Genomic DNA, 23,347 nt, shown 5'->3' with positions numbered 1-23,347 from the left:
TCTACCATGGACTTTAACTTATCTGAAGATCAACAAGCCTTTGCGCAAACGGCGCGCCAATTTGCAGAGTCTGAACTCGCCCCTCATGCAGCAAAATGGGATCGTGAACATATTTTTCCTAAAGACACCATTAAAGCCGCGGGTGAGCTTGGTTTTTGTGGTTTATACACGCCAGAAGAAGCGGGTGGTTTAGGGCTATCCCGCCTTGATTCAAGCATTATTTTTGAACAGCTTGCGATGGGCTGTACGGCCACCACAGCCATGTTGACCATTCATAATATGGCAACATGGATGATCGCAAGCTTTGCTACCGATGTTGTTAAAAACAAATACGTTGAACAGCTAGTAATGGGTGAATTACTGGCATCATATTGTTTAACTGAGCCAGGCTCTGGCTCTGATGCCGCTGCATTAAAAACGAAGGCAGTGCGCGATGGTGATGAGTATGTCATTAACGGCTCAAAAATGTTTATTTCGGGCGCCGGCGAAACAGAAATTTTAGTGGTTATGGCACGCACCGGTGAAGATGGCCCTAGTGGCATTTCAGCGTTTGTTGTTCCTGCAGATGCTAAAGGTGTCGAATACGGCAAAGCAGAAGAAAAAATGGGGTGGAACGCTCAACCTACACGTTTAATTAGCTTTGAAGATGTGCGTATTCCTGCTGCAAATTTATTAGGCCAAGAAGGTGAAGGCTTCAAGTTTGCCATGCAAGGCTTAGATGGCGGGCGTATTAATATTGCCACTTGTTCTATTGGTACAGCGCAAGCGGCGCTTAATACTGCCCGTGATTATTTAAAAGAACGTACCCAGTTTGGTAAGCCTTTGGCTGCTTTTCAGGCATTGCAGTTTAAAATTGCTGATATGAACACCGAATTAGTTGCTGCCCGCCAAATGGTGCGCTTAGCGGCCTTTAAACTTGATACTAACGACAGTGAAAAAACCACTTATTGCGCCATGGCTAAACGCTTTGCTACCGATGTTGGGTTTACTGTGTGTAATGAGGCACTGCAAATTCATGGTGGCTACGGTTACATAAAAGAATACCCACTTGAGCGTTATGTGCGCGATGTTCGTGTTCATCAAATTTTAGAGGGCACAAACGAAATTATGCGTGTCATTATTGCGCGTCGTATTTTAGCCGAATCAGCCAGTGACGTTTTATAAGGAGAGTGTTATGTCTAATCCTAGCATTGAATTAACTATTGAAGGCCATGTAGCCATTTTAACTATGTCGAATCCGCCAGCGAATACTTGGACCAAAGACACTTTAGTGGCACTTAAAGACACCGTTAATCAACTAAACAGCAATAAAAATATATATGCGTTAGTACTGACTGGACAAGGCGAAAAGTTTTTTAGCGCCGGTGCCGACTTAAATGTATTTGCCAGTGGCGATAAAGGCGTAGCCGCAGACATGTCGCGAGTATTTGGTGAAGCGTTTGAAGCGTTAACTAATTTTAGAGGCGTATCGGTTGCGGCCATTAACGGTTATGCAATGGGTGGCGGCCTTGAAGTAGCGCTTGCCTGCGATATTCGAATTGCCGAGGCGCAAGCACAAATGGCATTGCCTGAGGCAAAAGTGGGTTTATTACCGTGCGCGGGTGGCACACAAAATTTAGCATGGCTTGTTGGTGAAGGCTGGGCAAAGCGCATGATTTTATGCGGTGAGCGCTTAAAAGCCGATAAAGCCCTACAAATTGGCTTAGTTGAAGAAGTAGTTGCACAAGGTGAAAGCTTTGCAGCAGCATTAAAATTAGCTAATCAAGTAGCAGAGCAAAGCCCATCGTCGGTTGCTGCGTGTAAAACTTTAATTCAAAAAGGGCGTCATCAACCAATGGCGACCACATTACCCCTTGAGCGTGAACTGTTTGTTGGTTTATTTGATACCGAAGATCAGCAAGAGGGCGTGAACGCCTTTTTAGAAAAACGCTCTGCAAATTGGGTGAACCGCTAATGAGTGAATTAACATCTTTAAACTCAAGCGATGCCCCTGTTGTATTTGAAACCGCAACAGCGCACAACGGCAAACTGATTGGTTTTGCTACCCTAAATGCCCCTAAGTCGTTAAATGCCCTTAATTTTGAGATGATCAAATTGCTAGAACCACAACTACAGCAATGGGACAAAGACGAAGACATAGCACTAGTGGTACTTAAAGGCGCAGGCGATAAAGCATTTTGCGCTGGTGGCGATGTAGTGAGCTTACACAAAGCCATGAGCGAAGGTAAACCAAGCTCATTGGTTGAAACATTTTTTACTCAAGAGTATCAACTTGATTACCTTATTCACTGCTACAACAAACCCATTTTAGTGTGGGGTAACGGGATTGTAATGGGCGGCGGATTAGGTTTAATGGCCGGTGCGAGTCATCGCGTGGTTACCGAAACATCACGCATTGCCATGCCTGAGCAAACCATTGGTTTATACCCTGATGTGGGCGGCAGTTATTTTCTACACAAAATGCCATCAAGCGTTGGCTTATTTCTAGGGTTAACATCGGCCTCTATTAATTGTGAAGATGCCAAGCTTGTATCGCTTGCTGATCATTTTGTTAATGCGGATAAATACCCAGAGCTTGTTGAATCATTACTCAATACTAAATGGGGAAAAACAGCAAGTTTAAACCACGACAAGCTCAGCTCAGTGCTTATTGAGTTAGACAATAATTCAACCCGTATGCCCAAAGGTAATTTAAAAGCGAATTTACCGCTCATTCAAAAACTAGCTGAGTTTGATACGCTACAGCAGCAGGTTGACTACATTTTAAATTTAAACACAGACGATAAGTGGCTACAACGTGCACAAAAATCATTGGCGCATGGTTGCCCGTTAAGTTGGGCGTTAGTCAGTGAGCAACTTACGCATAGCAAAGGCAAAACGTTGGCAGCGTGTTTTAAAATGGAACTAGGCATGTCAGTTCGTGCTGGTGAAGTAGGCGAGTTTCAAGAAGGTGTACGCGCCTTACTAATCGATAAAGACGGTGCGCCACAATGGCAGTTTAAAACGTTAGCAGATGTACCAAACGAAGTAGTAGAGAGTTTTTTTGCTAATAGATTTGGCGAAAATCATCCGCTAGAGTCGTATTTTTCACAACTAAATTTACAAGGGTAAAGCGATGAGTAAACTAAATATAGGATTTATTGGTTTAGGCAATATGGGCGGCCCAATGGCAGCTAATCTTGTTAACGCAGGTCATCAAGTTAAAGTATTTGATTTAAACCAGTCGGTCGTAAATGATTTGGCGAGCAAAGGTGCAATTGCAGCTACGGATGCCAAACACTGTGCAACCGATATTGATGTGTTGATCAGCATGTTACCTGCCAGTAAGCATGTTAAATCGCTTTACCTTGGTGATACTGGCCTTGTTAATGTATTAGCTAAAACCACACTGGTTATTGATTGCTCGACTATTGACGCTGCATCGGCACGTGAAGTGGGAGCAGAGCTAAGTGAACACGGCATTGCCTTTGTTGATGCACCGGTATCGGGTGGTGTAGCAGGCGCAACCGCGGGCACATTAACTTTTATTGTTGGCGGCGAAAAAGCCGCGTTTGATAAAGCGCATAACGTATTAGTTGGTATGGGAAAAAACATATTCCATGCCGGTGATGTAGGGGCCGGGCAGGTCGCTAAAATATGTAACAATATGCTGTTGAGTATTTTAATGGCAGGGACCAGTGAAGCGCTGCAAATGGGGATTAATAACGGCCTCGACGCAAAAGTACTCAGCGACATTATGAGCGCAAGTTCGGGTCGTAACTGGACGTTAGAGCTTTATAATCCCTGCCCAGGTGTTATGGATACTGCGCCTGCAAGTAACGATTACAAGCCCGGTTTTATGGTTGATTTAATGGCCAAAGACTTAGGCCTTGCGATGGAAGCGGCGCAACAAAGTAATTCTTTAACCCCAATGGGCTCAATGGCTAAAAATTTATACACTATGATGCAGCACCAAGGTGCAGGCAGTGATGATTTTAGTGCCATTTTTAAATTGTTTTCGAAGTAGGAAAGTATCGTGGAAATAAAAAATAATACCGTAGTGATTACCGGTGGCGCACAAGGCTTAGGTTTTGCAATGGCGCAAAAGTTTGCCTTAATGGGCGCTAACATTGCATTAATTGATATGGCGCAAGCACAGTTAAATGACGCAACCGAGCAGCTATCCGCATTAGCAGGCGTAACAGGCACTATTAAAGGCTACAGCGCCAACGTAACCGTTGAGAGCGAAGTAGAAAGTGTATTTAATACCATTAACAGTGACTTTGGCCATATTGGGGTATTAATTAACAACGCCGGCATTTTACGCGATGGCATGTTTATAAAAGCCAAAGACGGTAAAGTGGTTAAAAAAATGTCGCTGGAACAATTTCAATCAGTGATTGACGTTAACCTAACCGGCGTATTTTTAGCAGGGCGCGAAGCGGCAAGCCACATGATTGAATCCGGCAAAGGCGGCGTAATTGTAAATATGTCAAGCGTAGCGCGCGCGGGTAATATTGGCCAAACAAATTACGCCGCCTCTAAAGCCGGTGTTGTGGCATTAACCACCACATGGGCCAAAGAGCTTGGCCGTTTTGGTATCCGCGTTGGCGCCATTGCCCCAGGCGTTATTAGCACAGCCATGACCGATGTAATGAAGCCAGAAGCCAAACAGCGCATGCTAGCTGTAACACCCGTAGGGCGCTTAGGTGAAACCACTGAAATAGCGCATACTGCACAATATATTATCGAAAACGACTTTTTCACTGGCCGTGTAGTAGAGATTGACGGCGGTATACGTTTGTAAAACGAACTGAATTAAGGTTTATTTAAAAAGCATGGCTACTTTAGCTGTGCTTTTTTTTGTTTTAAATCGGGAAGTTTATAATCTTGAAAAAGGTCTGATAACGGCGTTGGCGCCTTGCTGTAAAACATGCGTAGGATACCCGCTGAATCAAAACGTTGAACATTTTAGCGTTCTAAATAACTCATTAACTGCGTTAAAAACTTCTCATATAGACAAACAATATAACTAAATTTTTGCCTTGTTACTGAGATATTTATCTGTTGCTATAATTGCTCACTAATTCAATACAGAGGGTATTATTTGTGTAGTCCGAATATCACTATGACCTAGCTGTGTTTGTACTGTGCGGATATCAGCGCCGCTTTGCAGCAAATGCGTAGCGAAAGAGTGACGCAAAGTATGTGGTGTAACGTGTTTATTAATTTCAGCTTTTGTTGAAGACAGTTTAACTGCCTTTCTTACCCCTGAATGATCTAAGTGGTGACGTCTTATTTCTCCTGTTTCAGGGTCTGTACTTAATTTATGTGATGGGAACAAAAACTGCCATTGTAAAGACTTATTAGCGCTTGGGTATTTTTTACTAAGTCGATGAGGCATCCATACACCGGCGTACGCATCATTTTTTAAATCTAACTGTAAATATTCATCAACTTGAATTATTTGATTTCTTAGCATTGGTATTAATTCTTCAGCAAATGTCACAATACGATTTTTATTACCCTTACCGTTCCAAATGCGTATGTTTTTATAGTCGAAGTCAATATCTTGAACTCTTATTTTTACTGCTTCCATCAGCCGTAAACCACTTCCATATAGCAGGCTTGCTATCAAATAATGTCGTTTATTTATATTTCTAAAAAATAGCAATACCTCAGTTTGTGTAAGTACGACAGGAAGTTTCTGTTGGCGGTTACTTTTAACGAAATTTAAATCTAATGAGAGCTCATTCTTAATAATATGTTTATATAAAAAAGCAAGCGCATTTAAAGCGGTTGCTTGGGTTCTCGCTGCCACTTTTTTAGTGACTGTTAAGTGATTTAAAAATATTTCTACTTCATTATTGCCCATACTGGTAGGGTGCCGCTTATTATGAAAATGGATATAGGCAGTAATCCAAAATACATAAGTTTCGATAGATTTTTTAGCATAGTGATGGCTATACATATAGTTGATAATACTATTAAGAAAAGGGGATTTAGTTTTCATTTTAAATCTCAATTAACTGTATTTATATACAGTATTGTCGTTTTTCCTCCTAAGTCAAGAAATGAGGACATTTTCCTCTTTTCTGCATTTTAATAAAAGAACAGCCTGACTTAAAGTTTAAAGCTGGTAATGTGTTACAGGATTTGTTATTAATATTAAAAATAATTAAGAGGACATACATTGCTCATAAAAAGAGGAAAGTGTCCTCTGATAAAGCTGTTAGTTTTACTAGGAGGTATCGTGCAAGATGACATTAAGCGAGCAGCTCAGTCTTTTAAAGATCAAACAAGTTCTCTCACGCATGAAGAGTTGGCGGCGCACTTCGAACAACAAAGAGAAAACTATGAGAAAGAATACTCAGCTTTCATAGAAAGCTACAATTCTGATGAGTGTTACCTTTGTGGAAAGTCATTTAAAACGATAAGTAAATCTGAACCATGTGTTCACTGGTTATTAAGGCGGGGGAAATTCAAAAAGAAAGACTTCAGTAAAATTACTGACAAATTTGATTTCTACAATATATCTGCATTTTTGAGATGGGTTGCCAATGCTGAGGCTGGCGTGAGAAATATAAACAACCTTAAAGAAGAAAGCTGTGATAGGAAGTTGTTTGAAACAACTATAAAGTGGAAAAATATTGAATGGACATTAGATTGCTCGAAAAACGATTTTGAGGGGCATGCGGGTAGTAAAACGGATTTTCCACATTGGCACTTTCAAATGAGAATAGATGGCAATCAATTTATTAATTTCAATGATTATCACGTCCCCTTCTCAAAAGATGATCAGCTAAAAATTACATTAGAGAACGATCCAGAATCAGGGTTCTTGCACACTTTTGGTCCAGGAGGGCAAGGTATGCAGGAGCATATGGGTCGTTTGGCAGATGACCCAGATGAATTCATCGAAAATGTATTAACAACTGACAATCCTGAAAAAGGCACCGTTCATATGCAGTCCATCGTGAGAGGGCCCGAAGGTGGTATTTCTGGCGAAAAAATCAATGAAGCACTAGAAATGGCCAGAAATACAGGAAAATCACTTGCCCATTGCTTTAGAGAGACCTTATCAGATGACGAAGGTGTATCAATATCAACCATTGCAAGCCCTGCTGAAAGTGTTCCAGAGATCGCTAAACGTTCAGAGCGCAAGAGAAGATAAAACTAACAAGGCGCTGCTACGGAAAATTTACTCGCTGGCGCTCCCAAATTTCCGCAGAGCGCGGCGTTAGTTTTTAAAGGAGTCGAGTGCCCATTAAAATCTTAGGGTGGTTATCAATAATCATAGCAACTCTTGCTCTTGCACCAAGTGTTGTTCCAGGATCTATGTCAATCTTGGCTTTTTATCTGTCTTTGGGCGTTTTAGTTATTTCTATTACAACTATAAAGGCGACAGGGGTTTTCTACTTCAAAACTACTGCAATTATTGTTTGTGTGGGAATGTTAATTATTAATGATTATCTTCGCTTTTATGGTTTACTTCCACAAGCTACGTGGGGTGAAAAAATAGGACTATATGTTTTTTATATAGTAATTTGTATTACAGGATTTTTTAAAACTAAAAAGTATGTCAAATAATAAAAACTAACAAGTTGCCTAAGTTCGCCGCAAAAAGCGCGGCTGGGACAAATACTCACTGGGCTTCGCCAACAACGTTCGCATTTGCCCCTTGGCAAAGCGTTATATGTTTTTATCAATTTAGGAGTTATTTCAATGTCTTATTCTGAGGCTAGCTGCCTTTGTGGTTCTGTAAAAATTACGGCAGAAAACATCAATCCCAAGTTTACAGTTTGTCATTGTCAATCATGCCGAACTTGGGGCGGAGCTCCTTTCTTTGCGGTGAAATGTGGCACTCAAGTGAAACTAGAGGGGGAAGATAAAGTAAAAATGTACAAGTCATCTTCTTGGGCATCACGAGGCTTCTGTATAGAGTGTGGAACGCATCTATTTTATAAATTCAAAGAAACAGGTGAGTACAATATGCCGGTAGGTTTATTTCCAAACCTAGAGGGGTTAGAAATGGATATGCAGTATTTTAGTGACATGCGACCGAGCTATTATTGCTTTGCCAACGAGACTAAGGAGATGACTACAGAAGAGATCATGGCCTATTTTGCGGACAAGGTGTAACCAAACATATAATAAATAAGGATAGGTTGCGCGAAGCCGCAACTTAATCCTATTGTTGGACAAGCCCTTTGCTGATGTTGACACTTATTTATAGTAAATAAATTGATAGAAGCTTTGGGGGACAGCTTGATTATGTTTTTTCAGGCCGAGTGAGGTTAAGGCTGCGTATCGCTTAAAAAAAGTTTACAAAAAATCTTAAAACAAACAACGCAGTCTACTTAATTTCGCCGTGTTCTTACTTACCTGTTTTGTGCGTATTTACCTTTCTTTGATGGCTTTAATTCACGCATCAGCTTTTGCTGTTACGTCGACTCCTGCTCCTTAGAATAAGATCACATCCGTGTTTTATATCGTCAGCCCGACAACCTGATTTTGCCCAATAATATGACCGCCAATACGCGCGAGATACAACGTCATGTGCGCTTTGCAGTGCGGGCAGCACACGGGCGCTTTGGCTGTACTTATTAATGGCGGTAGCTGCATCTTAAGGGGGATCCCTCAGGGTCAGGTCCTGAGGGATCCCCACATTTTTTATCCAAGCTACAAGCACTCACGGCAATCCTTATTTAATTGATTGAGTGCTTCTAAAAACGTTTTCAATTTTATTTTATAGCCAAATTTTTCGAAGTATTGCGTTCCTAAACTAAAACAAGACAGCACGTTTCTATCCTTTATCGTATTCGCCTGAAAGCTTCTATGCACATTCAATATTTTTGCCGTTAAACCTGCTAGCCAAAGGATAAAATTAGCAATTAATGCAATCAATAATGCGACATTCAAGCGGCCTTTTTCATAGCTACGACAATGACGTAAGTTCAAGCCATTACTTGTGTTTTTTAAGTCTCTAAAGGACTCTTCTATTTGCATTCGTTGACTGTAAATTTTAACAATATCTTGTGCTGAATAATTAATATTGCACAATGAGGTAAATAATAACCATGGCTCCGTCGCACCTTTAGCATGTTTCAAGCTTACGCTGCTGCGAATAGTTTTTCCTCGAAGATTTTTCTTCTTTCTTTGTTTAGGTTTTGATTTAAATAAGTAAAAGTGACCACTCAATGAATTGGCTTTAGCGAGTTGTGTTTCAAATAAATAAGCGGGTCTTGCAGTTGCTTTTGAGTAAAGTGTTTTGACTGGTGACCAACATGTATCATCTTCTGGCTTTTGATATTGTGTTTGATGCCTCACTCTGCCTACAAAATCCCAACCAAATTTAAGCACTAACTTAAACCAAGGATTGCGAAATCCTGCATCGGTAACGATGATCGGCTTGCACTCAGAAGGCAATATTGATTTAAGTGTTTTGAGGAAATCCTTATGCACGCTTTGCTTCATGTATTCACATTCACGAAAACTTTGCTCATAGATTGTCATTGCTCGACCTTTAACTGGGACTGCTGCTCGTAATAAATGAAACTCGCCACAGGGTGTTAACCCAGACCAATCAATCGTCACGCATGGACGTCTAATTTGACCAATCACGCGGCGAGTGATTTCTTGGTAATAGTGGTAGCGGGCGTGCTGGACGCGGGGGTTGCCAAATAACCTATCCATTCGTTTAATAGTGTGTTTAACCTTCGCGTTGCTCTTTAGTTTTCGCCCTAAAGCAGCAATGGATAAGAACTTATGTTGGCAGAGTGTTTCTACCGCTTTCATTAATGTGCAGTGGTTACGCTTATCAATAATACCCGCTGTATTAGAAAATGTTTTATGTAATAATTTACTCAAGTGCATAGTCGATTTACTTTGTAATTTCTTTGGTCGGAAAAAACATATAAGATCAAAATTGGCTGTGCACTTCAACTATTTTTTACATTATCTTATTGATTTATATTATCAAATTGTGGGGATTCGTCAGGGTCAGGTCTTTCTTTTTGCTTCTTATCGTAAAAGGCAAGATGCAAGACCTGACCCTGCTGGTTCTTCTGGACCCTGCTGGTTCTTCTGCTGGTTCTTCTGCTGGTTCTTTCCGAAGATTATTATGAACTTAGAGAGCAGGATGATAAGCGTTTACTCGTTCCTGTCAGTATTTACCGGGGTGAGCGAGCGCCTTTAGTTAGAGTGGAAATATAACAATCGCCACCAAAGACGCGCCCGTTGGGCGCTCGGCTCGCAACAAGTTGCTCGCGTTTGTGGCGGGCGGTATAGTCAATTAATCTGGGAATGGTCTTCAGATGTGGTCAATTAACCTACAACATTTTCTCGATGAGAAAGGCAGCACAAGCTCTACGCCGCCCGAAGCAAGAGAATTAGCCGATTATTTCGGCGCAATTGTTGCCACGGTGACACTCGACTTTTCAGGCCTGGAAACCGTTGTGCCTACCCTTGCATGTCGTGATCATCAATTTTGCGGTTGCAATGGCGCGATAACCGGTTATATGGCTGCCCGCGAAGAACTGGATGCAGTTGAATGGTATTGCACTGAGTGCGACAACAGAGGGGTGATCACAGGATGGGAAGGAACGATTTGGGATTGTACGGACCAAGCGCTGGCGAACCTTTAAACTATAACAAGGCCAGTTACGGCGATGTCTACTTCATTGCGGCTTCGCCTTTATTCCGAAGCCGCGCCTGCTGGCAGCGTTATATTTTTCTAGAGTGCGGAGTTAACATCCATACTTTTATGTAATATTCTCACGATAAATATTTGACTGTTTTTATACTCTTTGTAATAGATAACATGGCTAGCTTGTGGGTATTTGCTGTAACCCTCTCTTATATAATCACAGTTAATACCTAGCTCGTAGTCACCAGCTAATAAATGGAACGTGTTATCTAATACTTTTAGGTAATCATTCCGTTGAGCTAGTCCCCAAGTTTTTTGGGTATATTTAGCTATTTTAATTAAGTCTGTTTTGGCTTTCGAAGATAATACAAACTTATTCATTAATGGTTATCTTTATCTAATTCAGTCAATAAGCTTTCATAGCTGTACTCGGCAACACCGCTTTGTTCGCCTTGGATTAACATATTACGTAAATTTAAAAGCTTAGCTTCTTGATCTTCTAAGGCTCTTAATCCTGCTCTAACGACTTCACTTGCTGAGCCATAACGACCAGTGTTAAGTTGTTGGTTTATAAACTGATCAAAATGATCGCCTAGTGTAACGCTTGTATTTTTAGCCATGATGTAAAACCTCATAAGTACCTATATATAATATATTATGGTACAAAAAATATATCAAGTCACTCAAAAGGACAAATAACAGTTGGTTTTTGCTCCTTCGTTGCTTATTTTAACCAACTATTATTTGCCTCTTAGAAACCAATGATTATCAGATCTTGACTTCAGACATCAAATTTACAAAAGAACCTTATGAACCGCTTTTAAAATGCTGGTGGCTTACACGTTATTAACTTATATAGTAATTTAAAGAAAAGAAAGTATTTATGTAAGGTATTAAAGGTATTTGATTTACGCGTAATTTTTAGTATTGATTTGAGTGTGTATAAAACCGGTTTTTAAATATTAAACCAAGCTTCAGTTGTGACTAATACCAAGTGAGGGTCATTTATGCCCGCTGATTAAAACACAATCAATATTTCGTTGCGATGGCCGCTAATGTTGTGGCCAAATTACTCTCTATCCAGAGACGTTATTTTTCATTTAACTTTACCAAATGTGTAATGGTCTAATGAAACTGGAGAGAGATAAAGATAGCGGACCCTGTGAGCGGCAGGTTGGGAATAGGTAGTTATTTTCATCTATACCCAGCCTAATATAAAATTGCTGTTACAAACTTTGCGCTAAAGCGCTTCAAATATAGCTGCAATGCCTTGCCCGCCGCCGATACACATTGTGACTAGCCCATATTTGCCATTAATTCGTTTGAGTTCGTACAAGCATTTGGTGGTTAGTATAGCGCCCGTTGCGCCAACAGGGTGGCCTAAGGCAATGGCACCGCCATTGGGGTTTACTTTATGCGCAGGAAAGTTTAACTCGTTAGCAACGCACAGTGCTTGTACTGCAAAGGCCTCGTTAGACTCAATCACATCTATATCGTCAATAGTTAAACCCGTATTTTCAAAAACCTGCTTTACTGCAGGGATAGGGCCGATACCCATTAAAGTAGGATCAACGCCCGCTCTGGCATAGCCCACTAAACGAGCGAACGGTTTTAAGCCTTGCTCATTGGCTTTTTCTTCTGACATAAGTACCAACATGGCTGCACCATCGTTTATACCTGATGAGCTTGCAGCGGTAACGGTGCCATCTTTTTTAAAGTAGGGCTTTAGTGTAGCGAGCTTCTCGGCTGTAGTATCGGCGCGAACATGTTCGTCAGTATCAAAAATATGGCTGCCACTTTTTGATTTGATTTCAATAGGGAGTATTTGCTGTTTAAAATGGCCTGCAGCAATGGCTTTTGCTGCTTTATGGTGGCTTTTTGCTGCATAGGCGTCTTGCTGCTCGCGGCTAATAGAGTAGTTGCTTGCGATGTTTTCAGCGGTTATTCCCATTGGATTACCATCCCATGGGTCTTGTAAGGTAGTTGTGAGTTCATCGACCATGGTGCTGTCACCCATTTTTTGCCCCCAGCGGTTACTTTCGAGGGTATAGGCTGAGCTACTCATGCACTCTGCGCCGCCAGCAAGCGCTGCGTTTACATCACCTAATTGAATTTGTTGTGCTGCTTGTATGATTGCTTCAAGGCCCGAGCCACATAATCGGTTGAGTGTAACTGCGTGGCTGCTAATTGGTAGGCCTGCGTCTAAGCCGATGACTCTTGAAAGGTAAGCGTCTTTAGGGCCGTTATGTATTACTTTACCAACAACACAGGAGCCAACTTGATCGGGTGATAGTTTAGCCCTAGCTAGTGCTTCTTTTGCACATAATGTGCCTAGTTCAGCAGGGCTGAAATTTTTAAGGCTGCCCCCAAAGCCGCCAATGGCGGTACGTACAGCACTGAGTATTACTACGCTGTTATTATTATTTTTTGTCATTATTTTCTCTAATTATTTATTGTGTGTTATCAAAACATGATTTTTAAATAAACAAAAGGCGCAGCGTTCATTTGCTCTATTTGTACACAGTTTACTTGAAACAATCAGTAACATTTTACTGCAATGGTACAATAGACACACAACAGGCTAGTTATTAAGATGAAGCATTAAAATTATTCTTTAAACAAAAACTAAAAAAATGGAGACTTATTATGGACAATAAATTAGCACAGAAGAGTGTGTTTAGTTCTTTTTTTGGCGAATATTCATGGATGTTTAAGGCTTGTAGCATTGTTGCTTTTGTAATGTGTGTGTACATTAGCTTTAATGCTAAAGAGCATATATGGACGCTACTTATTGACGGTGGTTTTAATTCTGCGATGCTGGTTATGGTACTTGGTTATTTATCTGAATTTAGGTATCGCTTTATTAAAGAATCACGAAATAACTAATTGACGCTAATTATTTAGGAGAGAGTATGAATCAGTTAACCGAAAAATCGATTAGTTGCCCTTATTGCGGTGAAACCATTGAGGTGTTAATTGATTTAGCCGATATAGGTGAGCAATACATAGAAGATTGCCAAGTGTGCTGTAAACCTATTAATTTTTTGGTGTTTGGCGATGAAGACGAGCTTAATGTAAATGTATATAGCGAGGATGATTCCTTTTAAAAGGAGTCTATGAGGCAAATAACATTACAGCCACTAAATAAAGCACACATAACCGAACTAATGAGTTGGTTTAATAATAAACAAGTTTGTTTATAAAGATAACTTACCAGCCTTATCCGCTTATAAAAAACTAGGTTTTACTGTTGAAAACACCTCAGCGAGTCAAGACACTAACCCGCTAATAGCTAACTGTGCGTATATGGTTAAGAAAGCTATATAAAATTTACTTTAAGCGCTTTTATAACCAAAGCAGAAATTATTAGTAGTTATTTATCTTGTTGCTCACGGGCTAATTGATTAGGTAATAACTGCTCTATAATTTCACGTGCTGGCAAAGTGTAACGCACGCCATCAAACATAACCGAAGTAAACTCGTTAATATTTGTAATACCAGTTAAGGTCCAACCCTCGCCACGTTTTGGGCAGTAAACGGTTGTAGTAGGCTGTATTACTTTAAAATTGTCGCTCATGGCTGTACTCAATTAATGCTTGTGAATGCGATATGGTATGTTAATAATAGCGTTATATAAAGTGCTATTTAAAGCGCAGTCGTTATTTATAGAACTGCAGCAGTAAAGCGCGTTTACTTTGTTTGGTATGGGCATGTTTAAAACTATAAAATTACCGCGTGTTACTTTGCGTTTAATTACCCACAAACATGGGGCTGCGCTTTTAACTATTCTAAATAATCCTCTCGTGTATGAATTTAACGATTACCAAACGCCGCTTAATAAAGAGCATATTAAACAATTAATTCAAGATGATATAAACGGATATTATGAGGGCGAAGTGATTAGATTAGCCATTGAACATAATTTATCAGGTAACTTAATTGGTACTTGCGGTTTGTATAATATTAAAAAACAAACAAAAAGTGCGTATTTGGGCTTTGAATTAGACCCACTATATTGGCAGCAAGGTTTAATGCAAGAAGTGCTGCATGGTTTGATGAGTCAAATGCCTAATACATTAAATATTGAGCAATTATATGCTGAGATTCACGGACATAACGTTCGTAGTTATAACTTACTTACTAAGCTTGGGTTTGTGTTTAATAAACAATTAAACAATGGTATTTGGCACAAGTACTTGATACGCAAAAGCCCATTATAATATTTGCAGCGCTTATATTTCCACCCAAAAGAACACATCATACTCAATTTTGATGAAAAATAAACTTAACAACAGCATAAAACACAACATAAGTTTGACAAATAAATGTTAATGGTGAGTTTGTTGCTTTTGGTTATCTGGGGGAGTTAAATGAAAGATTTAAATAACAAAACTAAAAAGGTGGGCGCTTTTATCAATATCAGTGCCGCTTTATACACTTTTGGCTTAAAATTACAAAAGCGCTATTTTGTTACTTAACTGCCTCAGCATGTTATCGGCGTTTGGGAGTTTCTCGTTTAAGCCTGATATAAGGGTCATAAAATAGCAGTCCATCATCACACTAGCTTTTGTTTCATCAAATTCTGGTTGCTCGCTAAAAAGCAGCTTTTTAAATTCACCTGTTTGCGCGTTAAAAAAGTCCGCCCGCCAAATAATGTCGCTAATTAAAAGCTTACTAAATTCACTATTTTCACAATAAAAAGAATAAAGTGGATGAGCATAGTGACGTAGCTTTAATCGAGGAGAGTGTTGCGTATCTAATTGCTTAGCTTGGTCAATTATAACCGCTATTTGTTGCTGCATACCGGCCATTAATAAATCAATTTTATTTTCGAAATGGCTGAATACAGTGCCAACAGCAACATTCGCTGTAACGGCTATTTCTCTAGTAGATGTATGATCGTAGCCTTGTAGTAAAAACAGTTCCCAGGCTGAAGCTAAAATTTTATCCCGTGTTTTTTCTTTTTTACTCATTATATTCAATGCTTTATAGTTTAGTTGGACGTTGGGCTTAAATCAGCGCTTGATTGGTTGAGCGCGCTCAATCAAATTTATGAGCATGCTCAATTAATTAAAAGGTGTTAGATGGAGTTTATCAAACGTGTTATTGGTTATGTACTTTTTATTCCACTTATTTATTTTTATTCTTATATTCTCGGGCCAATACTTAAAGCCGTTTTAGTCTCAGATGGGTTGCCTTTTTGTGGCTTATTTTAGGGCCAAAAAAGGGGACTCGTGCGTTAAAAAAAGCATTTAAGAAAAAGTAGTTAAATCTTCAGCAAGACAAATAAAAAGCCCTGCTATTTTGCAGGGCTTAAGTACTAAGCTATATTAAAGTACGTATCTAAAACCAAATGCGATACCGTCATCTTCTGATTGTTCCATTTGTGCTTGTTGCTGCTTATTATTACTTTCAAAATCACCAAAGTCTTTACGTGCTTCTACGTAAAGTTGGCTGTTTTGATCAATTAAGTAATGCACACCAATTACAGCAAATTGACGTTTAAATACGTCATTAGGATCAGCGTTAAAGTTTGGCTGAATAACATAGTCATCACCGGCGTCAAATAAATTGTAAGCAAAAAATGGTCTAAAATCGTTTTCAAAACGGTAAGAAACAAATGTTTCAATACCAATGGCATCTTTAATTAAACGACCAATATTATCGGTATCGTGGTTTTCGTTTTTATTTATATTTGCAGCTACGTATAAACCGGGGGCATCAATGTTGCCCCAAATAATACCCGCGCCATAAATTAAATCGTCAACTGAACGCATTGTACCGTCGCCAAAGGTTAACTCGAACTCGCCACGGTTAACACCGGCGGTAAGTTTTAGCTTATTGGTTACATTGTAAGTTATTGCGCCGCCGAAGGTGTAATTAAACTCAACTTGTTGTGCATCTACATTGCCTGATTCAAAATTTGCTCGACACTGTGATTCTGTAATATCACTAACGTCACAGGTGTAAAAGGCACTATTTTTTAACTGTGTTTGTACGCTAAAGTCAAAGTCGTTATAGCTATTACGGTATTGTAGTGTTTTATCACCACGGCCAGTCCCATTGACCGCACCGTCGTCTTTATTATAAGTGTAAACACCTGCGGCGTTACCATCCCACACATAGCTGTAATTAGTTGCATATACTACGTCAAACCATGCACCCCATTGTTTACCAATAGTGATTTGGCCGTATTTATCGTGTTTGAGACCTACGTAACCTAATCGATTGTATAAAAACTCATCTTGAATAGATTCAAAGCGGTTGTTGTATACAATGTCGCTGCTGCCAACAGGGTTTACGCCCCATTCAATTAGAGCCATTGCCTGCCAATCTTTTTTTAGTTGACGTTTAAAGTCAAAATTAATTCGTGAGGCACCATTAACTATTTCATTTTGACCTTGAGTATTAATTACTCGCGCATCTATATAACCGCCAATTGCGACTGTGTTTTTTTCATCCTTAAAAACTTCAATTGCTGAAACACTTGGAGCAGCTAAAATCCCCGCAATTGCTAGCGATACTAATTTTCTTTTCATTGTGTGTGCCTTGCCTAAATTAAAGACGTTTTTTAAGTTACTAAATTCGAAGTGGTGCAGACTAGCAAAGCAACAAAAGGCTCAAAAGTGAAAAATTATCAATACAAAATTGAAACAAAAGCTAAGTTTGTTCATTTTAAGTTAATGCTGTTTTTAATTTGTATGGGTATTTGTTGATGTCAAATTTTTAAATTAGACATAAGGCTTAAATAGAGAGGTTGTTGTGATGAGTTTTTTTCATAGTTGCCAGTGTCGGCATAGGTAGAGCTAAAACTCTAACAGCATAAAAAACGTTAATATATCCAGATTAAATGTTAATAAAAGTAAAATGCGACCAATTAGCGTTTTAACACGTTTAATTTAGTTTTTGGTGTGTAATGCCGTTTTTTGTAAATTATATTTTTACTGTGCACTAATTATGGGGGTGTTTACGCTTTTTTAAACTGGTTATATCCACTTTTAAATCCGCTATTTGGTTGTGCTAGCCCCTTAAACTTTCATAGAAAAAATCGCTTATTTGGTTTAAACTGCACGCAATTTAAATACTTCAGTCTCCCTTGGAGGGTAGCGCTATTATTAGTACAGCTAACATCACCATGCAATTTGGTGCTAAACCGTTATTTGAAAATATCTCAGCTAAATTTGGCGAATCAAACCGTTATGGTTTAATTGGTGCCAATGGGTGTGGTAAATCAACGTTTATGAAAATCTTAAGTGGTGAGCTTGAACCATCTTCGGGTAATGTAAGCACGGATCCTAATGAGCGTGTTGCTAAACTAAATCAAGATCAGTTCGCCTACGAAGAATACTCTGTGATTGACACGGTTATTATGGGTCATAAAGAGCTTTGGGATATAAAACAAGAGCGTGATCGTATTTATAGCTTACCAGAAATGAGTGAAGAGGACGGCATGAAAGTGGCCGACCTTGAAACTGAGTTTGCTGAAATGGATGGTTACTCGGCTGAGTCTAAAGCCGGTGAGTTATTGTTAGGTGTAGGTATTGCTACCGAGCAACACTACGGCCCTATGTCAGAAATTGCACCGGGTTTTAAACTGCGCGTGCTATTAGCTCAAGTGTTGTTTTCAGACCCTGATATCATGCTGCTCGATGAGCCAACTAATAACTTGGACATTTACACCATTAAATGGCTTGAAGATGTATTAAATCAGCGTGACTGTACTATGATCATTATCTCGCATGACCGTCACTTTTTAAACTCTGTATGTACACACATGGCCGATATTGACTACGGTGAGCTACGTATTTACCCGGGTAACTACGATGAATACATGTTTGCAGCTACTCAAGCACGCGAACGTTTATTAAGTGAAAACGCGAAAAAGAAAAGCCAAATTGCAGAGCTTCAACAGTTTGTATCGCGCTTTTCTGCCAATGCGTCAAAAGCCAAACAAGCAACCTCTCGTGCCAAACGTATTGATAAGATTCAGTTAGATGAAGTAAAAGCGTCATCTCGCCAGTCGCCGTTTATTCGCTTTGAGCAAGAAAAACAGTTGTTCCGTAATGCACTTGAAATGACCAGTTTATCGCAGGGCTTTGAGCAAACGTTATTTTCAGGCCTAGAAGGTTTAGTAGAAGTAGGTGAGCGTATTGCTATTATTGGTGAAAATGGTGTGGGTAAAACCACACTATTAAACACCTTAGCAGGGCGTTTAGCACCAAAAAGCGGTGAATTTAAATGGTCAGAAAATGCGAATATTGGTTACTACGCACAAGATCACGCTGATGAGTTTGCTACCGATATGAACCTGTTTCAGTGGATGGAGCAATGGCAACAAGAGGGCGATGACGAGCAAGTTGTGCGCAGCTTCTTGGGCCGTATGTTGTTTTCTCAAAATGATATTAAAAAATCAGTGAAAGTGATCTCAGGTGGTGAACAAGGGCGAATGTTGTTTGGCAAAATTATGATGCACAAGCCTAATATCTTGTTAATGGATGAACCGACAAACCATATGGACATGGAGTCTATCGAGGCGCTTAACTTAGCACTTGAAGCGTACGAAGGGACTTTACTGTTTGTTTCTCACGATCGTCAGTTTGTATCATCGGTTGCTACCCGTATTTGGGAAATTAAAGACGGTAATATTATCGATTTTAGAGGAAATTACTCAGAATACTTGGCAAGTAAAGAAGCATAATCGCGAGTATTTTCTACTGTTTTAAAAAGCCATATTTAACATGGCTTTTTTATTGCCTGCTGGTCGCATTATTGCGGTGTTTAAGTATATAATACCCGCCATAAAACCGGACATAAGTCCGCTATTTTAAAATACATTACTGAGGAGTATTTATGACTGTTGGCATTATTATGGGTTCTAAATCAGATTGGCCAACCATGGAACACGCTGCGTTGATGCTAGAAAAATTTGGCATTGCCTACGAAACTAAAGTGGTTTCTGCACACCGCACTCCTCAATTACTTGCCGATTATGCAAGTTCAGCTAGTGACCGTGGTATTAAAGTAATTATTGCAGGCGCCGGTGGCGCGGCGCACTTACCGGGTATGGCTGCAGCATTTACCTCTTTGCCTGTTTTAGGTGTTCCTGTTAAGTCAAAAGCATTAAATGGCGTTGATTCATTGCTGTCTATTTGCCAAATGCCAAAAGGTGTTGCAGTAGGCACACTTGCTATTGGTGAGCCTGGCGCTGCCAATGCGGGTTTATTGGCGGCACAAATATTAGGCTGTCAAAACCCTGAAATTTTCGCCAAAATTGAAGCGTTCCGCAAAGAACAAACTGAGACTATTTTAGCTAACCCAAATCCTGCAGAGTGATCATGACTATTTTAATTTTAGGGGCTGGGCAGCTAGCGCGAATGATGAGTCTAGCTGGTGCACCGCTTAATTTAAATGTGGTGGCCTATGATGTAGGCAGTAAAAAAATGGTACATCCGCTGACCAATGAAGTGTATTCAACCACATTAGAACAAGCGATTAATGATGCTGATGCGATTACCGCTGAGTTTGAACATATCTCAGATGATGTATTAACACTTTGCTGTAATAGCAATAAGTTTTATCCGGGTAAACAAGCCATTAGAATCGGTGGCGACCGTGCGCTTGAAAAAGCGCTCCTAGATAAAACCGACGTGGCTTGTGCGCCATATCAGTTAATTACAGAAAAAGCGCAGCTTGAACTTGCAGTCCAAACACTCGGTAAGCCATTAGTCATTAAAACATGCCAAGCGGGTTACGATGGTAAAGGCCAATGGCGTTTAAAATCAGACGATCAAATTGAGCAAATTTGGGCTGAAATGGCCGATTTTTTAGCATTGGGCACCGAACAAGCACCGCATACTATTATCGCGGAAAAAATGATCCCGTTTGATCGTGAGGTCTCAATCATTGGCGCGCGTGATATACAGGGTAATATTGCTATTTATCCACTCACTGAAAATCAACACACCCAGGGTGTATTAACTCTTTCGCTTGCAGGTAAAAACAATAGCCAAGTAGAGAGCCAAGCAACTACGGCGTTTACCCGCATTGCTAATGAGCTTAACTATGTTGGTGTACTCGCCATTGAGTTTTTTGATGTACAAGGTACGTTATTAGTTAACGAAATAGCACCTCGCGTTCATAATTCAGGCCATTGGACACAACAAGGCACTCATTGTTCACAATTTGAAAATCATATGCGCGCTGTTGCTGGCTTACCACTTGGTAACACGCAAATGAAGCAACCCACGGCTATGATCAACGTATTAGGCCAAGCGAATATACCCACTGATGTGCTTAAAACAGCCGATGTAACCAGCCACTGGTACGGTAAAAGTGTAAAACCAGGTCGTAAAATGGGGCATATCAATGTATCGGGCGATAATTTACAGCAATTAGGTGAGCGTCTTGGCGAGCTTGTAATGTGTTTGTCAGAGCAAGATTATCCGGGCGTGTTAGCTACCAGTAAGTCGCTATTATAATTTAAACAACATATTGTTGATAATATTGTACCTGTATATAAGGCTTAGGCATGATGTTGACTAAATTTCATAAACCTTTATTTATTGTATTACTTGCTTTGTGTGCTACCCCATTTATAGGCTCTGGGAGTGCCTTAGTTATGGGGACAGTGTTTACCATCATATTAGGTAATCCGTTTGCTGATTTCTCACAAAAAGCCAGTAAATGGATGCTAAAACTGGCTGTGGTAGGCTTAGGTTTTGCGGTTGATTTTAATCAGGTAATTGAGGTTGGTCGCAGCTCCTTAGTACTAACAGTTATAAGCATCACTGCTATAATTGGCCTTGGTGAAATTTTAACTCAAGTGTTTAAGCTTAATCGTAATACGGGCGTGTTAATTTCTTTTGGGACTGCTATTTGTGGTGGCAGTGCTATTGCTGCTATGGCACCCGTTATAAAGGCAAAAGATCATGAAGTGGCTGTTGCCTTAGGGATTGTATTTTTACTCAATGGCGTAGGATTATTACTATTTCCCGCAATTGGGCATTATTTTGAGTTAACCCAACAACAGTTTGGATTATGGGCAGCATTAGCTATTCATGATACTAGCAGTGTGGTGGGAGCGTCTGCTACCTATGGTGCGCTAGCGCTAAGTATAGCTACAACAGTTAAGCTTACGCGGGCAATGTGGATTATTCCTTATACGGCTGTAGCCGGTGTGTTTATGCACTCTGATGAAAAGGCGACGATCCCTTTATTTATTGTTGGCTTTTTATTAGCCGCATTAATTAATACCTACATACCGTCATTTTCAGCCGCATGGGAATTTATTAATAGTGCAGCTAAGCAATTATTAGTAATGACGTTGTTTTTAATTGGCAGTGGTTTGTCGTTATCAGTGCTTAAACAAGCCGGTATAAAGCCGTTTTTGATGGCTATTATTTTGTGGGTTATTGTTAGCAGCACTCTTTTATTATTAATTTTAGATGGATTCATATAATGAAACGTAATCTGAGTATTACAACTATCAGCTGTGTATTATTTGCTGTTTTTTGTACCAGCCCTGTACTGGCTGAATCGCTCCGCGTAGCAACCTTTAATGTCAGCATGGACGCCACTAACTACACCGCTAAAAGTGAGAAAGTAAAAAGTGATGCACTGGTGAATGCGCTTCGCTCTAACCACCAGCAAATCAAAAATATTGCTGAAATAATTCAACGCGTTCGCCCAGATGTGGTGCTTTTAAACGAATTTGATTTTGTGCCAAAATCTCAGGGCATTGAATATTTTAAAAAACATTACTTAAATGTAGAGCAAAATAATCAAGCGGCGATTGACTATCCGTATGTGTATATTGCACCGGTTAATACAGGCTTAGCGACTGAATTTGATTTAGATAATGATGGCAAAAAAACTAAAATAATGGGTGACGCACACGGTTTTGGTTTTTTTGAAGGTCATTACGCCATGGCGTTTTTATCTCGTTACCCAATTGATTTTGACAATATAAGAACATTGCAAACCTTTAAATACAAAGACATGCCTAATGCACACATGCCAATTCATCCTTCCTCTGGTGAAAATTGGTACAACGATCAAGAGTGGGAGATGTTAAGGCTGAGCTCAAAATCTTTCTGGGATATACCTGTAAAAGTAAATGGCAAAGTAGTGCATATGTTAGCATCGCACCCTACGCCGCCTGTGTTTGATGGTGATGAAGATAGAAATGGAAAGCGTAATCATGATGAAATTAGGCTTATTGCCGATTACGTTAATAACGAAAGTTACCTGTATGACGATAATGGTAAAAAAGGTGGACTTATTGGGCAATCACGCTTTGTGATTTTAGGTGATTTAAATGCCGCGCCTGAGGGCGATAAAAAAGAGAAAATACAACGGATCAGTTACTTAAAAGCCCGATGATTAATGCCGGTTTTATTCCAACCAGTGAGGGCGCTAAAGAGCAATACCCGCAAGCTTATGCTAAAAATTATACCGCTAATTGGCAGGCACGCGTTGATTACGTTTTGCCTTCAAACTATGGGTTAACCATTAAAGATGGCGGCGTATTTTGGCCGAAAAAACAAAGCGAGTTATATCGTTTAATTAAAGATAGAAACGCATCAAGTGATCATCGTTTAGTGTGGTTAGATTTAACGGTCGATTAAACAAGGCGACTTAACTTAATATCAGCGTTGTTTATCTTAAATAATTGCATTTATAAAGGTGTTTTTGCTTAAATGAGGTTAATTATAATAACCG

24 protein-coding genes and 2 pseudogenes are annotated in these 23,347 nt (G+C 39.8%); 18 read left to right on the top strand and 8 right to left on the bottom strand.

Annotation, left to right across the window (positions count from 1 at the left end; all coding sequences use genetic code 11):
- Window positions 1-6: 6 nt before the first annotated feature.
- From AC6H44_RS07640 to AC6H44_RS07620, 5 genes are read left to right on the top strand one after another with little or no spacing between them, the layout of a single operon-like run.
- Entirely contained in the window at window positions 7-1,164 is a 1,158-nt protein-coding gene (locus AC6H44_RS07640; RefSeq protein WP_500738272.1) for an acyl-CoA dehydrogenase family protein, read from the top strand.
- A gap of 10 nt (window positions 1,165-1,174) precedes the next feature.
- Window positions 1,175-1,954 carry an enoyl-CoA hydratase gene (locus tag AC6H44_RS07635; protein ID WP_500738271.1) on the top strand — a complete coding sequence of 260 codons (780 nt, stop codon included), beginning with the start codon at window positions 1,175-1,177 and terminating at the stop codon, window positions 1,952-1,954.
- Window positions 1,954-3,111, top strand: coding sequence for an enoyl-CoA hydratase/isomerase family protein (locus AC6H44_RS07630; protein WP_500738270.1), 1,158 nt, complete (start codon window positions 1,954-1,956; stop codon window positions 3,109-3,111). Before AC6H44_RS07635 ends, AC6H44_RS07630 begins: the two co-directional genes overlap by 1 nt.
- Window positions 3,112-3,115: 4 nt before the next feature.
- Window positions 3,116-4,006, top strand: coding sequence for a 3-hydroxyisobutyrate dehydrogenase (gene mmsB, locus AC6H44_RS07625; protein ID WP_500738269.1), 891 nt, complete (start codon window positions 3,116-3,118; stop codon window positions 4,004-4,006).
- A 9-nt stretch (window positions 4,007-4,015) separates the two neighbouring features.
- Window positions 4,016-4,786, top strand: coding sequence for an SDR family oxidoreductase (locus AC6H44_RS07620; protein WP_500738268.1), 771 nt, complete (start codon window positions 4,016-4,018; stop codon window positions 4,784-4,786).
- 276 nt (window positions 4,787-5,062) lie between these two features.
- On the opposite strand, the gene AC6H44_RS07615 is transcribed toward AC6H44_RS07620, so the two are convergent.
- Window positions 5,063-5,992, bottom strand: coding sequence for an integron integrase (locus AC6H44_RS07615; protein WP_500738267.1), 930 nt, complete (start codon window positions 5,990-5,992; stop codon window positions 5,063-5,065).
- A 240-nt stretch (window positions 5,993-6,232) separates the two neighbouring features.
- On the opposite strand from AC6H44_RS07615, the gene AC6H44_RS07610 reads away from it, so the two are divergent.
- The 3 genes from AC6H44_RS07610 (at window position 6,233) to AC6H44_RS07600 (ending at window position 8,121) form a co-directional block, all read left to right on the top strand.
- Entirely contained in the window at window positions 6,233-7,153 is a 921-nt protein-coding gene (locus AC6H44_RS07610; RefSeq protein ID WP_500738266.1) for a hypothetical protein, read from the top strand.
- 86 nt (window positions 7,154-7,239) lie between these two features.
- Window positions 7,240-7,569, top strand: a complete 330-nt coding sequence (locus AC6H44_RS07605) for a hypothetical protein (RefSeq protein ID WP_500738265.1) — start codon at window positions 7,240-7,242, stop codon at window positions 7,567-7,569.
- 135 nt (window positions 7,570-7,704) lie between these two features.
- Window positions 7,705-8,121, top strand: coding sequence for a GFA family protein (locus AC6H44_RS07600; RefSeq protein WP_258640261.1), 417 nt, complete (start codon window positions 7,705-7,707; stop codon window positions 8,119-8,121).
- A 540-nt stretch (window positions 8,122-8,661) separates the two neighbouring features.
- Here AC6H44_RS07600 and AC6H44_RS07595 read toward each other — a convergent pair.
- The gene (locus tag AC6H44_RS07595) at window positions 8,662-9,855 is read right to left on the bottom strand and encodes an IS4 family transposase (RefSeq protein WP_500738264.1); all 1,194 of its coding nucleotides are present in this window, start codon (window positions 9,853-9,855) and stop codon (window positions 8,662-8,664) included.
- Window positions 9,856-10,295: 440 nt separating this feature from the next.
- Between AC6H44_RS07595 and AC6H44_RS07590 the strand changes: the two genes are divergently transcribed.
- Window positions 10,296-10,625: a hypothetical protein gene (locus tag AC6H44_RS07590; protein WP_500738263.1), complete on the top strand. Its 330-nt coding sequence runs from the start codon at window positions 10,296-10,298 to the stop codon at window positions 10,623-10,625.
- Between the two features lie 89 nt (window positions 10,626-10,714).
- On the opposite strand, the gene AC6H44_RS07585 is transcribed toward AC6H44_RS07590, so the two are convergent.
- From AC6H44_RS07585 to bktB, 3 genes are all read right to left on the bottom strand, one after another.
- The gene (locus AC6H44_RS07585) at window positions 10,715-11,008 is read right to left on the bottom strand and encodes a type II toxin-antitoxin system RelE/ParE family toxin (RefSeq protein ID WP_500738262.1); all 294 of its coding nucleotides are present in this window, start codon (window positions 11,006-11,008) and stop codon (window positions 10,715-10,717) included.
- The gene (locus tag AC6H44_RS07580) at window positions 11,008-11,247 is read right to left on the bottom strand and encodes a type II toxin-antitoxin system ParD family antitoxin (protein ID WP_500738261.1); all 240 of its coding nucleotides are present in this window, start codon (window positions 11,245-11,247) and stop codon (window positions 11,008-11,010) included. Before AC6H44_RS07580 ends, AC6H44_RS07585 begins: the two co-directional genes overlap by 1 nt.
- Before the next feature lie 620 nt (window positions 11,248-11,867).
- Complete coding sequence (bktB, locus tag AC6H44_RS07575) at window positions 11,868-13,061, bottom strand: beta-ketothiolase BktB (protein WP_500738260.1); 1,194 nt, start codon at window positions 13,059-13,061, stop codon at window positions 11,868-11,870.
- 212 nt (window positions 13,062-13,273) lie between these two features.
- Between bktB and AC6H44_RS07570 the strand changes: the two genes are divergently transcribed.
- Window positions 13,274-13,513 carry a hypothetical protein gene (locus AC6H44_RS07570; RefSeq protein WP_500738259.1) on the top strand — a complete coding sequence of 80 codons (240 nt, stop codon included), beginning with the start codon at window positions 13,274-13,276 and terminating at the stop codon, window positions 13,511-13,513.
- Between the two features lie 26 nt (window positions 13,514-13,539).
- Entirely contained in the window at window positions 13,540-13,734 is a 195-nt protein-coding gene (locus AC6H44_RS07565) for a CPXCG motif-containing cysteine-rich protein (RefSeq protein ID WP_500738258.1), read from the top strand.
- Between the two features lie 266 nt (window positions 13,735-14,000).
- On the opposite strand, the gene AC6H44_RS07560 is transcribed toward AC6H44_RS07565, so the two are convergent.
- The gene (locus AC6H44_RS07560) at window positions 14,001-14,204 is read right to left on the bottom strand and encodes a hypothetical protein (protein ID WP_500738257.1); all 204 of its coding nucleotides are present in this window, start codon (window positions 14,202-14,204) and stop codon (window positions 14,001-14,003) included.
- Between the two features lie 133 nt (window positions 14,205-14,337).
- Here AC6H44_RS07560 and AC6H44_RS07555 point away from each other — a divergent pair, with 133 nt between their 5' ends.
- The gene (locus AC6H44_RS07555; protein ID WP_500738256.1) at window positions 14,338-14,847 is read left to right on the top strand and encodes a GNAT family N-acetyltransferase; all 510 of its coding nucleotides are present in this window, start codon (window positions 14,338-14,340) and stop codon (window positions 14,845-14,847) included.
- A gap of 231 nt (window positions 14,848-15,078) precedes the next feature.
- Here AC6H44_RS07555 and AC6H44_RS07550 read toward each other — a convergent pair whose 3' ends face one another.
- Entirely contained in the window at window positions 15,079-15,600 is a 522-nt protein-coding gene (locus tag AC6H44_RS07550; protein ID WP_500738255.1) for a TetR/AcrR family transcriptional regulator, read from the bottom strand.
- Between the two features lie 111 nt (window positions 15,601-15,711).
- Between AC6H44_RS07550 and AC6H44_RS07545 the strand changes: the two are divergent.
- A pseudogene (locus tag AC6H44_RS07545) lies at window positions 15,712-15,893 on the top strand (hypothetical protein).
- A 64-nt stretch (window positions 15,894-15,957) separates the two neighbouring features.
- Here the strand turns inward: AC6H44_RS07545 and AC6H44_RS07540 are convergent.
- The gene (locus tag AC6H44_RS07540; RefSeq protein WP_500738254.1) at window positions 15,958-17,166 is read right to left on the bottom strand and encodes a porin; all 1,209 of its coding nucleotides are present in this window, start codon (window positions 17,164-17,166) and stop codon (window positions 15,958-15,960) included.
- A gap of 572 nt (window positions 17,167-17,738) precedes the next feature.
- Here AC6H44_RS07540 and AC6H44_RS07535 point away from each other — a divergent pair.
- From AC6H44_RS07535 to AC6H44_RS07515, 5 genes and pseudogenes are all read left to right on the top strand, one after another.
- Window positions 17,739-19,325 (top strand): ABC-F family ATPase, encoded by a 1,587-nt coding sequence (locus AC6H44_RS07535; protein WP_500738399.1) that lies wholly within the window; start codon window positions 17,739-17,741, stop codon window positions 19,323-19,325.
- 152 nt (window positions 19,326-19,477) lie between these two features.
- Entirely contained in the window at window positions 19,478-19,960 is a 483-nt protein-coding gene (purE, locus tag AC6H44_RS07530; RefSeq protein ID WP_500738253.1) for a 5-(carboxyamino)imidazole ribonucleotide mutase, read from the top strand.
- Between the two features lie 2 nt (window positions 19,961-19,962).
- The gene (locus tag AC6H44_RS07525) at window positions 19,963-21,105 is read left to right on the top strand and encodes a 5-(carboxyamino)imidazole ribonucleotide synthase (protein ID WP_500738252.1); all 1,143 of its coding nucleotides are present in this window, start codon (window positions 19,963-19,965) and stop codon (window positions 21,103-21,105) included.
- 50 nt (window positions 21,106-21,155) lie between these two features.
- Window positions 21,156-22,085, top strand: coding sequence for a YeiH family protein (locus AC6H44_RS07520; protein ID WP_500738251.1), 930 nt, complete (start codon window positions 21,156-21,158; stop codon window positions 22,083-22,085).
- Window positions 22,085-23,253 (top strand): annotated as a pseudogene (locus tag AC6H44_RS07515) (endonuclease/exonuclease/phosphatase family protein). Before AC6H44_RS07520 ends, AC6H44_RS07515 begins: the two are co-directional and overlap by 1 nt.
- Window positions 23,254-23,347 lie beyond the last annotated feature (94 nt).

The sequence above is a fragment of the Pseudoalteromonas sp. TAP-3C genome (genome assembly GCF_059888565.1).
Note: the sequence above shows the minus strand (reverse complement) of the source record. Positions and strands in the feature narration are given on the sequence as shown.